Genomic DNA, 13,748 nt, shown 5'->3' on the forward strand with positions numbered 1-13,748 from the left:
CTGGAATGAAATGCCAGTGTGAACATAATTTTAGCGTGAATAATCCAAAGTCATGCTTGTGAAGGGTTCTGAGTAGAAATATTTTCTTCGTCGATTCTTGCGAAAAGATAAAAAGCACGCCGAAGGCAGGATTCAAACAACGAAGTTCCCGATTGGCAGGGGAGCGGAAATCTGGCAGCTTTCCCTATGGGGAAAAGGGGAGAATAATTATGGGGACCACGCAAACCGGTCGCAGTTTCTATGTGGGTATGGGTGTCGCCCTGATCCTGCTGTCCTTTCTGGGCTTTGGCCCTTTCATGTATGAACGGTTCGCCACTGGCGGCGAGATGAGCCCGATGCTGGCGATGCACGGTGTCTTGTTCTTCGGTTGGCTTGTTCTTTACACCTATCAGGCCTCGCTGGTCCGTGCGCGAAACCTCAGGAAACATATGGTGCTTGGCAAGGCCAGTATTGCTCTCGCTATTGCTATGGCGGTGGTTTCGGTTGTTGTGACGGGGGAGGTGTTCGCCCGCGGCGAAAGCAGCGCAACGCCGTTTTCGCCCGAGCAGTTCGTCATGCTGCCGCTGATGGATATTACGCTCTTTGTCGTCTATTACAGCTTGGCTGTTTTAAACCGGAAAGTGCCTGAGACCCACAAGCGCCTGATGCTGCTTGTCGGCATCATGATGATGGACCCGGCGACAGGCAGGCTTGGCCTGACGCTTGGGTTTGCGCCAATCGGTCTTTTGTTCCACTTCGGGCTTATCGCTGCCTTGTGCGTCTATGACCAGAGGACACTTGGGCGCGTGCATAAGGTGTCATTGATCGCTGGGCTCGTGCTTGCGGCGCGGTATGTGGCCTTTTTCGCCATTGGCCCGACCGAGGCCTGGGCCAGCTTTGCGCGAATGCTTCTGGGCTAGGCAATCTAGCTGTTTCCTCCGCCGCCCTCTCTCGTGTAAGAAGGGCTTTAGGCAGGGGAGTATTGTATGCAGATCAACGAAGCCGGTTGGCAAAAGGCGCTCGGCGACGAATTCGGCAAAGACTATATGCAGGCGCTGGAGGCGTTCCTCGCGTCCGAAAAGGCTGCGGGCAAAACCATTTATCCTTTGGAAGAAAACATCTTTCATGCGCTTGAGGTCACGCCGCTTGACGATGTCAAAGTGGTGATCATCGGGCAGGACCCTTACCACGGCCCGGGGCAGGCACACGGGCTTTCCTTTTCGGTCCAGCCTGGTGTGGATGTGCCGCCGAGCCTCAGGAATATGTATAAGGAACTTGAGGAAGACCTGGGTGTCACGCACCCGGGCCACGGCTATTTGGAAGGTTGGGCCAAACAGGGTGTGCTTCTTTTGAATGCCGTCCTGACGGTGGAGGCCGCGAAGGCTGGCGCACATCAAAACAAGGGCTGGGAAAAGTTCACGGACCGGGTGATTGATGAGCTCAACAGTCATCACGACGGACTCGTGTTCATCCTGTGGGGTGGATATGCACAGAAAAAGGGTGGCGGGATCGACAAGGATCGGCACATGGTGCTTGAGGGCCCGCACCCGTCACCGCTCAGCGCCTATCGCGGTTTCTTCGGCTGCGGGCATTTCTCCAAGGCCAACGACTATCTGAAGGCGAAGGGCAAAACACCGATCAACTGGCAGCTTGACCCGATCACCACGCCTGGAGAGCAGCTGGGCTTGCTATAAGGAACTACGAGGGACCGCGGCATTGTGTCGGCTTGCCGGATGGCTGTTTGGCTGCGAGCGTGGCAAATGAGAGGGGATACCAGATGGGACTAGCCGGGTATTTTGTTATTCTCATTGTTTTTGTGGTGGTTTTCACCTTCGAGGTGATTGCGCCCGCGTCGGGTAATGACTGTGACAAGCGCTGGCAGATATATGCGGGGGCGATCAGCGCGGTGCAGATGGCCGTGACGCTTGCAGCAGGCTATCTGTTCAATGATTGGTTCGCGGCTCATGCGGTTTTCCAGTTGAATCCCGGCATCCCGGTATTTGCGGCTGCGCTTCTTGTGTTCCTAGTTGTCAGTTTCATTGCCTACTGGTGGCACCGGGCGACCCACCGGTTCGATTTGCTGTGGCGGGTGTTTCATCAATTGCACCATAGCCCGGCACGGATTGAAGCGCTGACAGCTTTTTATGTGCATCCCTTCGACGGCCTGGCCGCGAATATCCTTAATGTCGGCGTGGCGTTCTGGCTATTGGGGGTGTGCGTGGATGTTGCAGCTATCGCGCTTGTTTATGCGGCTGTCTATAACATCTATATCCACTCTGATACCCGCTCTCCCCATTGGCTGAGATACATTGTCCAGAGGCCAGAAATGCACCGCATACACCATAAGGCGGGGCATCATGCAAACAACTATGGCTTGCCGATATGGGACCTCTTGTTTGGCACTTTCACAAACGTGTCTGGTGCAGATTTTCCATGCGGCTTTGAAAAGGCAAAAGAACAGCAGATCAAGGACATGCTGCTTCTGCGGGATATCAAAGGCTAGGATGCTTCAGTTTCGCCGTCCTCATCTTCCTCATAAGGCATGTCCTTGAGGATTGCTTCGCCCTTGACGTACCACGACAGACCAAAAGCCCAGACGGAGATTGTCTCCAGCCAGAAGGTGGGGCTCCTGGCCTCAATCGCTGTGACCTGGTCTGCGCTCAGCACATATTTCCCCAAAATCAGATAGGCCGCGCCCAGGCCGATCATAGACAGCATGGTCCAACCGCAAAGCCGGTAGATTTTGTTGCGGCGGCGTTTTTGCAGGGTGGGCTCCGTCTCTCCGGATTTGGTGAACAGGCACAGGCAGAAATAGGCCAGGACCAGGAAGAAGGCGAGCGAGAAAAACCAGTGCAGATAGCTTGAGACGCCAAAGGGAACGCCTGCCAGCACGTCTTTGGTCTCAAGCGTTGGGAAAAGCGCGGTGCCCACTGCCGCCACAGCTGCGATGTTGCCCGCCGCATTGTCTGAGATATGATACCACGGGCGCCTGGCGGCCTGTTCGGGCGTGTCTTGATAACCCTGATAGGCATAGAGGAAGATCGCTTCTGCGCACAGCACGCCCACGAACACGTCTCCCATGGGGGAATGGTAATATTGGCTGATTGACAGGCGCATCAGGTCGCCGTTCAGATTGACCATATCGCCAAACAGGATGCTGCCGATGACCAGGATAATGGGAAACAGTAATCCGAGTCGGCCAATGGCCCGCCGCATACTCATATAGTGAATGATAAGCCCATTGGAGCCTGCCATGGAAACCTCCCCGTTTCGCTGAAAGCATCACTCCGAACAGGTGCATGATACACGGTATGGGCGCAGCCGCCAATGGGGGCTGCGCCAGACTGTGCTTACTTTCCTGCAATCTCTGTCAGCAGGATATGCCAGTGTTCAAGAGACTCATAAAAGGCCTTTACCGGCACCCGTTCATTGAGGCCGTGGGCATACATATCACTGCCCTTCATATAGATGCCGGACACACCATAGCTATCCATGCCCGCAGCGCGGAAATGCATGCCGTCTGTGCCGCCTGATTCCATATAAGGGACAATTTCCACGCCGGGGTGTAGGGTGTGGACGGCTTTTGTCAGTGGGCCAAGCACATCTTCGCGCAGTGGCGATGCAGGGCTTTCTGTTGGCTCATAAATGACCTCCCACTCGATGGCAGGGTTCGCAACGACCTCCTTGAGCATGCTCAGCGTGTTGTCAACGCCCGTCCCCGGGAACACCCGGCAGTTTACCGTTGCTGTGGCGCTTTGTGGCAGGGCGTTTTCCGCATGCCCGCCGCGCAGCATGGTGGCCACACAAGTTGTGCCTGTGGTGCCGACATATTCAGGATAGGACCGCAGTGTCTTCAACGCCCATTCGTCGTTCGGGTTTTCTGCGAAGGCGGCCATTGCCTTGCCCAGATCACCTTCCGACCGCTTTGATGAAGCCTTGAAGAAAGCACGGGTCAGATCGCTATAGGATACCGGGAATTTGTAGGCCTGGATTTTCTTCAGCGCGTCGGCCAGATCATAAATCGCGTTGTCTTCACGCGGACGGCTGCTGTGGCCGCCTGGGTTGGTGGCTGTCAGTTCAAAGGTGACATAGGTTTTCTCGGCGGCCTGCATGTTGAAGCTGATCACGCTGCCGTCGTCTGCCAGGGCCCCGCCGCCCGCGTCGGCGATCAGCACGAACTCGGCGTCCGTCAGGTCACGGAAATCATTGGCCAGGGCTTCTGTTGTCACCATGCCGGACTCTTCGTCGCCCGAAAACGCGATGATCAAGTCGCGCGTTGGCACAAAACCTTCAGCCTTCAGACGCAGGAACGCAGATGTAAGCGACGTGGTGCCCATTTTGTTGTCAACAGTGCCGCGGCCAAAGAAATAGCCGTCTTCCTCGATCAGCGTGAAAGGGTCGCGCTCCCAGTCTTCGGGGCGCGCGTCCACCACATCCATATGGGCGGACAGAAGGATCGGTTTTTTGCCCGATGACCCATCACCCCGGTAGCGCACGATCAATGCGGCAGTTTCGCCCATTTCCTTGATATGGATATCGGCGTCGTCAAAGCCGCCCGCCCGGAATTGATCAGCCAAGTAATTGGCCAGCTTGGGCACATTGCCGAATCCTTCGGCGGTGCGCATGGCAATGGAAGTGCGGTATATCTCCAGCGCTTTCTGTTCATGCGCTGTTGGGTTGTCCTGGCTGGCGTGCCCCTGTGGCGTCAAAATCGTTGCCGCAAGGGCAAATGCGGTGAGTGTCTTTTTCATGGGTATTCCCTCTGTTTCCCCTGTTTGAAAAGACGGTAGCTCAACAAAGGCAAGGGAACACCATAGAAATTCTGCGGCTGAGTATAAGAAATCCCAAAGTGGGTGATCCAGTGCGACTTTCGTCTAATTGAACGACTCCTTCTAGCATGCTAGGCCTTGCCCATCACACACACTGGAGAGCCCCATGTTTCATATTATTGATCCGCTTCTGCTGCCTGAAGAGGTTGCGCGCCTGAGAGAGTTGGCGCAGACGATCAAGTTTGAGGATGGACGGCAAAGCAACCCGGGCTTTTCCAAGAAGAATAACCTTCAGCCTAACCATGGTGACGAAGGCTATAAGGAAGCGGCAAGCATTGTTCAGGCGGGACTTTCCCGAAACGAATATTTCCGCGACTATTGCATCCCCAAGTCCATGGCTATTCCGATGCTGACCAAATACCAGCCGGGCATGAACTATGGCGAACATATCGACAATGCCATGTTGCCATACCGGCCGGCCATCCGGTCGGACATCAGCTGCACGGTTTTTGTGTCTGACCCCGAAAGCTATGAGGGCGGCGAGCTGAATGTACGCATGGGGGACAAGAACCTGCAGATCAAGGGCAAAGCCGGGACGGCAGTTGTGTATCCCAGCACCACTTATCATCAGGTGTTGCCGGTCACAAAGGGTGAGCGCATTGTTTCCATCACCTTTATCGAAAGCATGGTGCGTGACCTTCAGCAGCGCGAGATTTTGGTTGAACTGACGGAATTCCTGCATGCCAACGCTGCCAAGGTGGGGGCGGACGAGCAGATGCGGCTTGAATATGTGCGCCAGAACCTGACGAGGATGTGGAGCGGTACCTAGGCGCTAGTTCGCGTACCCGAATGCCCTGAGCTCGCTTGCGGTCAATTCGTGGGTGCGGGCGAAATCAACCAGCCAATTCATTCCCTTGGTGATTTCCTCGCTGTTTTCAGCGCGGGATGCGGCCAGCCGGTCGCGCCTATCCTGCGCGGAAAAGCTATAGTCCGTGGCTTTCGAATACCGCCCCAGGACAGGGTTGCTGAGCGCATTGGCTATGTTTTGTTCATCGGCTGGGTGGTCAAAATGCCGGGCCAGCGCCGCAAGGGACGCTGCCGGGTCTTTCAGATAGCGGTCAAAATCCAACCGATGTACCCGGTCGCCTGCTACCTCTGATGCAAGCTGCATGTTGGTCATTTCCGCCAAGTAGGTCATGGCCGCCAACTCTCCGGCTGACATCGAATGCAGAGGCGGCAAGCTTGCGCCTGTCGCTTCCATCAGGGAAGCCATGCGAGGCTTGGCGCCGCCCGCGAGGTCGGTGATATAGGCCGGTGCCCCCAGAACCGTGCTGATATAGATTTCAGGCGCCATGGAAAGGCACATGGCCCGGTCCTTTGGGAACTGCGTCAGCCACGGCGCCGCCAGCAGGCTGCAGAAGCTGGTGGCCTTGAGGACGCTTGTTTCGCCCTTCTTTGGTGTGCGGGACCAGAGCGCGCGCATAAGCGCCATGTCTTCCATGATAGATGCACTGTTTTTCCGGCTCCAGACGGTATCGCGGTCGGTCCAGAAATGGGCAAGGTCGCGAAGCGGCAGTGGTTCGCGCAGGCTGAACATGCCGTCCAGAAGTCCAAGGGCGCGTGAAATCAGCGTCGAGCCGCAATGGCCGACATGGAAGATCAGCCCCATTGGCTGTGCAGGCGCTGCGCCGGTTTGCGCGCGAACCTCTTCAAGGCTGGCCCAGTTGCCCTGCATGCCGGGGCGGATGGCACGCTGGTCCAGAAAGGCTGCATCACTATAGAAGGCTGTGTCAGCGTCAATCAGATAGACCTGATCGCTTTCCCAATTCACCTGGAAGGGATAAAGCGCGGGGTCGTCCATCAGGTTTGGCGTGGCCTGCATCGACTTTATGCATCCGTTTCATGTTAGGGATTGGGCTGTGGGCGAGAGGATAGGCGGCGATTTCGCAGATAACAATATGCTGATGGTTTATCTGCCATCGTGGATATGGGGACCGGGAGGCGGCGGGTACCACCTCCCGGCATGTTGTTTTTAGTCCATCAGTTTTTTCAGAACATAAACCGTCTGCAGGGCATCAGTGAAGGCTCTCTGCTTTAGGTTCGCGGCGGCTGAATGCCCGCCTTCGGTGTTTTCATAATAGATCACCGGCTTGTCCATGGAGAGCATCCGTGCCGCCATCTTGCGGGCGTGGCCCGGGTGCACGCGGTCGTCCTTCGTGGACGTATAGAAGAAGACCTCCGGATAGTCCTTGTCAGCACTGAGGTTCTGGTACGGTGAATATTTAAGGATATAGTCCCGCTCTTCCGGGATATCCGGGTTGCCGTATTCGCCCATCCAGCTTGCGCCGGCCAGAAGCGTATGGAACCGCATCATGTCCAGAAGTGGTACAGCACAGATCACAGCGTTCCATAGGTCCGGGCGCTGGGTGGTCATCACACCCATCAGAAGGCCACCGTTTGACCCGCCGCGGATACCCAGGTGCTCAGGGCTGGTGAGGCCGCTGCTGATCAGGTCTTCGCCCACGGCGATAAAATCGTCATAGGCGCGCTGGCGGTTTTCCTTTAGGGCCGCCTGGTGCCATTTCGGGCCAAACTCGCCGCCGCCACGGATGTTGGCAACAGCATATGCGCCGCCTTCTTCAACCCAAAGCTTGCTGAAGCCGGACAGGTAACCAGGCGACAAGGAAATCTCAAACCCGCCATAGCCATAAAGAACGGTCGGTGTCTTGCCGTCCATCTTGGTGTCTTTGTGGCGGATCAGGAAATAGGGTACGCTGGTGCCGTCAGCCGACGTGGCGAACTTCTGTTCGGTCACCAGGTTCGAGGCATCAAAGCGCGTTGGCAGGCTTGTCACTTCTTCTGGCACCTTACCGCGTTCCACGACATAAAGCGTGTCGGGCTGCAGGAAGCTCTCAAAATTCACGAAAGCTGCGTCGGTCCATTCATCGGCGCTTACTACATTCAGGCTGCCGTTTTCCGGCATGCCCAGGTCCGCCACCTGCCAGCCTTCGGCGTCGGGGCGGGCGGACTTCAGGTTGCCGGTTACTTCGTCAAGCACGGTCAGGAAAACGCGGTCCTTCCCGATGGTCACGTCGTCGATTGAGTTACGCTCGCCCGGCTCGAAGATCACCTTGAGGCTCAGGCCTGGGCGGCCAGCGATTGCGTCGGCCACCTTGATGGATACCAGCGAGCCAGCCTTCACTTCTTTGGCGCCCACGGTCCAGTCCTTGCGCATTTGCAGGAGGAGCATGTCGGCGAAGAAGCCCTGGAAGGAGATGGTCTTTGGCAGGTCCAGCGTGCGCATTTCCGCCTCAAGGCCTTCGCCTTCCATGATGTGGATCACTTCGGTGAAAAAGTCAGGCGCCTGCACAACGCCCACATACGTGCCGTCAGGGCGGTGGCTCGCGAACGGGAAGCTACCTACGTCCTTGCGGTCGCCTTCATGCATCAGCTTGGCCATCGACAGCGGTTCGTTCCGCTTCCAAAGCTTGATCTGGTTGGCATAGCCAGAATCCGTCATGGTGCCGTCACCAAAATCTGTGCCGATCAGCACGGTGTCAGCGTCCACCCACACAACTTCCTGTTTGGCTTCTTCGGTGATGAAACCGCCATCCACGAAGCGTTTGGTGAAGGCGTCAAATTCGCGCACCACAACGGCGTCACCGCCGCCGCGGCTCAGTTCAATCAGGCAGCGGCCAAAATCGGGTGCCAGGCACTTACGCGCCTTATAGACCCAGTTCTCGCCTTCTTCTTCGGCCAGCTTGTCAAAGTCCAGAACGTCCACCCACTTGGGTTCGCCGGATTTGTATGACTTCAGGCTGGTACGGCGCCACAGGCCACGGACATTCTTTTCATCCTGCCAGAAGTTGTGCACGGCACCGCCCGTGAGGCGGCCATAGGCGATTTTGTCCTTGGCGTTATAGTCCTTCAGTGCGCGTTCCTTCAGGGCCTCAAAACGCGGGTCTTTTTCCAGCATGCCAAGCGAATGGGCATTGCGTTCATGCACCCATTCAAGCGCCTTGTCGCCTTCAACCTCTTCAAGCCACAGGAACGGATCATCGTCCGCACCCACGGCAACCGTAATGGCTGCAGCCATAACTACTCCTACTGTCACTGATTTCATTTTGTCCCCCCTTGGACTGTTTTTGTTGCGTTTAGAAATTGTCTTTCCGCGCCCGCACTTCGGCGAACACTTTGGGTAGCGGCGCGCCAATCATGCCCACCGTTTCCTGGATGTTGTCGCTCATGGGCCTGAGGAACGGGTTGGTTGCCTTCTCCAGCCCGATGGTGGTCGGGATGGTGGGTGTGCCTGCTGCGCGCAGTTTTTCCACTTCCGCCATGCGGGCCTGAAGGTATGCATTGCCGGGCTCCACCGTCAGGGCGAAATTGCCGTTGGCCATGGTATATTCGTGGGCGCAGTAGACCTTCGTTTCGTCCGGCAGCTTCAGGAATTTCGACAGCGATTGCCACATCTGGTCTGCCGTGCCTTCAAACAGACGGCCGCAGCCCATGGCGAACAGCGTGTCACCGCAAAAAAGCGCGGCGTCGCCAGCAAAATGATAGGCAATATGCCCGGCTGTGTGGCCCGGCACGTCATAAACGTCTGCCGCCACATCGCCCAGATAGGCTTGGTCCCCGTCGCCAACCGCTATATCAAGGCCCGGGATGCGCTCGCGTTCCGCCGCCGGCCCGACAATGGTCACACCAAAGCGTTCCTTCAGCGCCAGGTTGGCGCCCGTATGGTCCCAGTGGTGGTGGGTGTTCAGGATATGGGTCAGCGTCCAGCCGCGCTTCTCAAGCTCCGCGACCACTTCATCCTCAACGGCAGGGTCAACGACCGCCGTGTCGCCCGACCTGGGTTCATGGATCAGATAAACATAATTGTCCGACAGGACCGGTATTTGAACGATCTCAAGCATAGATAACTCCCACTCCGGGCGACACTATAGCCGCGCTCGACAGTCGGGCCAACTCAGAAACGGCAGTGTGTGCTTGCACCCATGTGCCATGCCCCCTTACGGTGTTGGCTGATTGCATCACAAGAAAGGGACGGCCATGGGCATCACGCGTCTGAATTTCCTAAAACTGATGGTGGCGGTGGCCTTCCTGGCGCTCAGCGGGTGTGGCGACAGCGGACAGACGCCGGAACGCTATGATGTTCTGATCATGAACGGCACCGTGTATGACGGCACAGGTGCGCCGGGGCGCGAGGTTGATGTGGGGGTGCGGGATGACCGAATCGTCGCCATCGGAGACCTTTCGGGTGCGGAGGCCGACACGGTTATTGATGCTGCGGGTAAGGCGGTCTCCCCCGGCTTTATCAATATGCTGTCCTGGGCAACAGACAGCCTGATCATCGATGGCCGCGGCCTGTCGGACACCGTTCAGGGAGTAACGCTTGAAGTGTTTGGCGAAGGCTGGTCCATGGGGCCACTGGCGGATCATACGAAAGCAGATTACCAGAAGAAAATCAGCGCCACGCCCCAGCCCTATGACGTCAACTGGACCGGCTTTGGCGAATATCTTGAGATGCTGGAAGCAAAGGGCATTTCGCCAAATGTGGCGTCCTATGTGGGTGCCACCACCGTGCGGATCAATCATGTCGGATACGCCAACCGTGCGCCGACAGCGGATGAGCTTGAAGCCATGAAGGCCGAGGTGGCGACCGCGATGGAGGAAGGTGCCATGGGCCTAGGCACGTCGCTTATTTATGCGCCGGCCTTCTATGCTGATACAGATGAGCTGATCGCGCTGGCGAGCGTCGCGGGCCAGTATGGAGGTCGCTATATTTCGCACATGCGCAATGAAGGCAGCCAGATCATGACCTCGCTGGAGGAGCTGATCACCATCGCCCGGGAAGCCGGGCTTCCGGCGGAAATTTATCACCTGAAGGCAGCGGGCAAGGAAAATTGGGGCAAGCTGGATGAGGTGATCGCCCGGGTTGAAAAGGCGCGGGCTGAGGGCTTGGATATCAGCGCGGATATGTATAGCTACACGGCTGGGGCCACCGGGCTTGATGCGGCCATGCCGCCCTGGGTGCAGGAAGGCACACACGATGATTGGGCGGCCCGCCTGAAGGACCCGGAAATCCGCAAGCGGCTGCAGGTGGAAATGACCACGCCGTCTGACGATTGGGAAAACCTGATGCTGGCGGCAGGCCCGGAGGGGGTGTTGCTCCCATACTTCCAGAACCCGGAGCTGAAGAAATATACAGGCATGCGCCTTTCGGAAGTGGCAGCGGCCATGGGCAAAACGCCCGAAGAGGCCGCGATGGATCTGGTGATCGCGGACGGCACGCGCGTGAGCGCCATCTATTTCCTGATGTCTGAGGAGAATGTGAAAAAGAAAATCCGACAGCCCTGGGTGGCTTTCGGGTCTGACGCCGAAGCGGTGGACCCTATGGTCGCGAAAGAATTTGGCGGCAAGCACCCGCGCACCTACGGTAACGTCGCGCGGTTGCTTGGGCACTATGTTCGGGACGAAAAGGTCATCCCTCTTGAGGAGGCAATTTTCCGGTTGACCGGACTGCCAGCGGCACGGCTGAAGCTAAGGGATCGTGGCCATATTCTTGAAGGGGCTTTCGCCGACATTGTTGTTTTCGACCCGGCGACGGTTGCTGATCATTCAACCTTCAACGATCCACACCAACTTTCCACGGGCGTCAGTAATGTATTCATCAACGGTGTACAAGTGATCAAGGATGGTGAGCATACGGGCGCGACCCCAGGACGTGTGGTGCGTGGCCCCGGCTGGACCGGGCGGATGGGAAGCCAGTAAGCGAGCGTATCAGACGTTCAGAAGCCAGGCGCCGACCTTCAGACGCACGTCAAGATCGGGGGCCACCTCACCCTGTGGGGCAATGGGCCAGTCCCATTCTTCAATCGGGTCGCCCGGCAACAGGGTGCGATCAACGGTCTGGATAATATGCGGTGCAGTGCCAGTGACTTCCACGCGTTCATAATCCGTGATCAAAAGCACCGGGCAATCCATGGCCAGAAGCGCCCGCACATGGGCCTTTTGCACAGCTGAGGTGATTTTTTGTTCCTGTTCGTCCGCGGGTGGGCTGGAGGCAAAAGCAAGAGGCAGTTGGCTCAGCACATTGCAACTGATGGCCATCCCGAAGCCCACAAGCGGCAGCGGTGCCATATCCGGTGGGCTGAAGGCCGTGTTCTTGTCGCCCAACCAGAATTCCTCAAGCATGCCTGTGAGATCAGCGCGCTCGAACTCTATGTTCCCAAATGATCGGATAGCCCGGCGGGTACGGCGGGTTTCAACGGCGTCCATCAGAAGCGCTCCTGCCGGGTGATCATTAAGCGCTGCCAGTGGCACGTCAAGGCATAGCCCAGCGCCCATCAAGAGGATCGGTTCATTTGGGTCTGCCTGATGAAGGTGGGCAGTGATACATTCCTTGGTGTGCTGCAGATGCTCTGCCCAGAAGGCTTTTTGCCTACGGTGGCGACCAAGGATGCCCGCAATTTCGCGCACCAGCCCTCCTTCACGGGCACCGGGCACCGCGCGAACGGTCAGGACGGTCAGGAATTCTTCAATCATGGTTCACTATCCATCCCAGGCAGAAGCTTGCCTGGGTTCATAATGCCGATGGGGTCAAGAGCCGCCTTGATCTGGCGCATCAGGTGAAGGGCAGGGCCCTTTTCCTGCTCCAGATACTTCATTTTGCCAAGGCCAATGCCGTGTTCGCCCGTGCAGGTGCCACCCATCTCAATCGCGCGGGTTACCATGCGGTCGTGCAGATCGTCGAGCGCGCGCATTTCCCCCAGATTGTTCGGGTCCGCCAGCAGGATTGTGTGGAAATTGCCGTCGCCCACATGGCCTACCATGGTGCCAACGATGGGGCTTTCATCCATGTCAAAGCGGGTTTCGCGCATACAGTCCCCAAGCCTTGAGATAGGCACGCATACGTCTGTTGTCATGATGTGTTTGCCTGGAGCCATGGCGCGGGTGGCATAATAAAGCTGGTGGCGCGCGTGCCACAGCTTGTTTATGTCTTCCTGCCTCTCGGCGAATTCAATGTCCGATCCGCCCATCTCGGACGCTAGTTCAGAAAAAGCGCTGACCTCTGCGTCGACTGCGGCGGCACTGCCGTGAAATTCCAGGAACAGGGTGGGCGCTTCCTTGTGCTCGAGGCCTGAGTATGTATTCACAGCCTTGACGGACAATTCGTCCAAAAGCTCAATCCGCGCGACCGGCAGCCCCATCTGGATGGTGGCAATCACCGCACTTGTAGCCGCATCAAGGTTTGGGAAGTGGCACACCCCCGCCATCAGCTTTTCTGGCCTACCATAAACCCGCAGACTCATTTCCGTCACCACGCCAAGCGTGCCCTCAGACCCAGCAAAAAGGTGCGTCAGATCATACCCTGCAGCCGATTTGCGTGCGCGGTTCCCGGTCTCAATGATTTCGCCTGTGGCGGTGACGACCTGCAGGGACAGCAGTTGTTCACGCATGGTGCCGTACCGGACTGCATTGGTGCCAGATGCGCGGGTGCCCACCATGCCGCCCAGCGTGCAATCGGCCCCCGGGTCGACCGGGAAGAATAGGCCCTTGTCGCGCAGATGCGTATTGAGTGCCTGTCTGGTAACGCCCGCCTGGACACGGACATCAAGGTCGGCTTCGTTAACGGCAAGGACACGGTTCATCAGGCTTAGATCTATGGTCAGGCCGCCATGAGGGGCGGTGACATGCCCTTCGAGCGACGTACCGGCCCCAAAGGGGATCACCGGCATGCGGTGGCGGGCGCAGATGCGCACAGCGTCGGCGACCTCTTCCGTGGTGCCTGCATGAAGGACGGCATCCGGCATCATCACGGCATGCGAGCTTTCATCCGCGCCATGTTGCTCCCGGTCAGCGGATGCCAGGCTCAGCTTTGCGCCGAAGCGTGCTGTCAGGTCAGAAATGGCCAAGTCTTTGTTCATAGGGTCATTTTACAGAAGCTGAATTATTTGGCGAGAGTAGAATGAATTATGCAGGCCAACCCAAGTC

General features: G+C 57.4%; 12 protein-coding genes. 5 read left to right on the plus strand and 7 right to left on the minus strand.

What is annotated here, in order from left to right; translation table 11 throughout:
- Positions 1-209 precede the first annotated feature (209 nt).
- From KORM41_RS01650 to KORM41_RS01660, 3 genes are all read left to right on the plus strand, one after another.
- Positions 210-899 (plus strand): hypothetical protein, encoded by a 690-nt coding sequence (locus KORM41_RS01650; RefSeq protein WP_068143706.1) that lies wholly within the window; start codon positions 210-212, stop codon positions 897-899.
- Between the two features lie 66 nt (positions 900-965).
- Complete coding sequence (ung, locus tag KORM41_RS01655) at positions 966-1,673, plus strand: uracil-DNA glycosylase (protein WP_068143708.1); 708 nt, start codon at positions 966-968, stop codon at positions 1,671-1,673.
- Between the two features lie 83 nt (positions 1,674-1,756).
- On the plus strand, positions 1,757-2,482 hold the full coding sequence (locus KORM41_RS01660; protein WP_068143710.1) for a sterol desaturase family protein: 726 nt from the start codon (positions 1,757-1,759) through the stop codon (positions 2,480-2,482).
- Here KORM41_RS01660 and KORM41_RS01665 read toward each other — a convergent pair.
- Together KORM41_RS01665 and KORM41_RS01670 are read right to left on the minus strand one after the other, a co-directional pair.
- Complete coding sequence (locus tag KORM41_RS01665) at positions 2,479-3,234, minus strand: hypothetical protein (protein WP_068143711.1); 756 nt, start codon at positions 3,232-3,234, stop codon at positions 2,479-2,481. The two genes, KORM41_RS01660 and KORM41_RS01665, sit on opposite strands and share 4 nt — an antisense overlap.
- 95 nt (positions 3,235-3,329) lie before the next feature.
- Positions 3,330-4,730: a M20/M25/M40 family metallo-hydrolase gene (locus KORM41_RS01670; RefSeq protein ID WP_068143713.1), complete on the minus strand. Its 1,401-nt coding sequence runs from the start codon at positions 4,728-4,730 to the stop codon at positions 3,330-3,332.
- A 184-nt stretch (positions 4,731-4,914) separates the two neighbouring features.
- On the opposite strand from KORM41_RS01670, the gene KORM41_RS01675 reads away from it, so the two are divergent.
- Positions 4,915-5,577, plus strand: coding sequence for a Fe2+-dependent dioxygenase (locus tag KORM41_RS01675; protein ID WP_068143716.1), 663 nt, complete (start codon positions 4,915-4,917; stop codon positions 5,575-5,577).
- Between the two features lie 3 nt (positions 5,578-5,580).
- On the opposite strand, the gene KORM41_RS01680 is transcribed toward KORM41_RS01675, so the two are convergent.
- From KORM41_RS01680 to gloB, 3 genes are all read right to left on the minus strand, one after another.
- Entirely contained in the window at positions 5,581-6,630 is a 1,050-nt protein-coding gene (locus KORM41_RS01680; RefSeq protein ID WP_068143718.1) for a hypothetical protein, read from the minus strand.
- 150 nt (positions 6,631-6,780) lie between these two features.
- Entirely contained in the window at positions 6,781-8,844 is a 2,064-nt protein-coding gene (locus KORM41_RS01685; protein WP_068143720.1) for a prolyl oligopeptidase family serine peptidase, read from the minus strand.
- Positions 8,845-8,902: 58 nt separating this feature from the next.
- Entirely contained in the window at positions 8,903-9,667 is a 765-nt protein-coding gene (gene gloB / locus KORM41_RS01690) for a hydroxyacylglutathione hydrolase (RefSeq protein WP_068143722.1), read from the minus strand.
- A gap of 136 nt (positions 9,668-9,803) precedes the next feature.
- On the opposite strand from gloB, the gene KORM41_RS01695 reads away from it, so the two are divergent.
- A complete protein-coding gene (locus KORM41_RS01695) occupies positions 9,804-11,525 on the plus strand; it encodes an N-acyl-D-amino-acid deacylase family protein (protein WP_068143724.1) in 1,722 nt (573 codons plus the stop codon).
- A gap of 9 nt (positions 11,526-11,534) precedes the next feature.
- On the opposite strand, the gene KORM41_RS01700 is transcribed toward KORM41_RS01695, so the two are convergent.
- Together KORM41_RS01700 and KORM41_RS01705 are read right to left on the minus strand one after the other, a co-directional pair.
- Positions 11,535-12,299, minus strand: coding sequence for a hypothetical protein (locus KORM41_RS01700; protein WP_068143727.1), 765 nt, complete (start codon positions 12,297-12,299; stop codon positions 11,535-11,537).
- Positions 12,296-13,681, minus strand: coding sequence for an FAD-binding oxidoreductase (locus KORM41_RS01705; protein WP_068143728.1), 1,386 nt, complete (start codon positions 13,679-13,681; stop codon positions 12,296-12,298). The genes KORM41_RS01700 and KORM41_RS01705 overlap by 4 nt, the downstream gene beginning before the upstream one ends.
- Positions 13,682-13,748: the final 67 nt, after the last annotated feature.

The sequence above is a fragment of the Kordiimonas lipolytica genome, from assembly GCF_001550065.1.

Coding starts and splice junctions, on each gene's coding strand:
- KORM41_RS01650 (WP_068143706.1), top strand. CDS start 210: ATGGGGACCACGCAAACCGGTCGCAGTTTCTATGTGGGTATGGGTGTC.
- ung (WP_068143708.1), top strand. CDS start 966: ATGCAGATCAACGAAGCCGGTTGGCAAAAGGCGCTCGGCGACGAATTC.
- KORM41_RS01660 (WP_068143710.1), top strand. CDS start 1,757: ATGGGACTAGCCGGGTATTTTGTTATTCTCATTGTTTTTGTGGTGGTT.
- KORM41_RS01665 (WP_068143711.1), bottom strand. CDS start 3,234: ATGGCAGGCTCCAATGGGCTTATCATTCACTATATGAGTATGCGGCGG.
- KORM41_RS01670 (WP_068143713.1), bottom strand. CDS start 4,730: ATGAAAAAGACACTCACCGCATTTGCCCTTGCGGCAACGATTTTGACG.
- KORM41_RS01675 (WP_068143716.1), top strand. CDS start 4,915: ATGTTTCATATTATTGATCCGCTTCTGCTGCCTGAAGAGGTTGCGCGC.
- KORM41_RS01680 (WP_068143718.1), bottom strand. CDS start 6,630: ATGCAGGCCACGCCAAACCTGATGGACGACCCCGCGCTTTATCCCTTC.
- KORM41_RS01685 (WP_068143720.1), bottom strand. CDS start 8,844: ATGGCTGCAGCCATTACGGTTGCCGTGGGTGCGGACGATGATCCGTTC.
- gloB (WP_068143722.1), bottom strand. CDS start 9,667: ATGCTTGAGATCGTTCAAATACCGGTCCTGTCGGACAATTATGTTTAT.
- KORM41_RS01695 (WP_068143724.1), top strand. CDS start 9,804: ATGGGCATCACGCGTCTGAATTTCCTAAAACTGATGGTGGCGGTGGCC.
- KORM41_RS01700 (WP_068143727.1), bottom strand. CDS start 12,299: ATGATTGAAGAATTCCTGACCGTCCTGACCGTTCGCGCGGTGCCCGGT.
- KORM41_RS01705 (WP_068143728.1), bottom strand. CDS start 13,681: ATGAACAAAGACTTGGCCATTTCTGACCTGACAGCACGCTTCGGCGCA.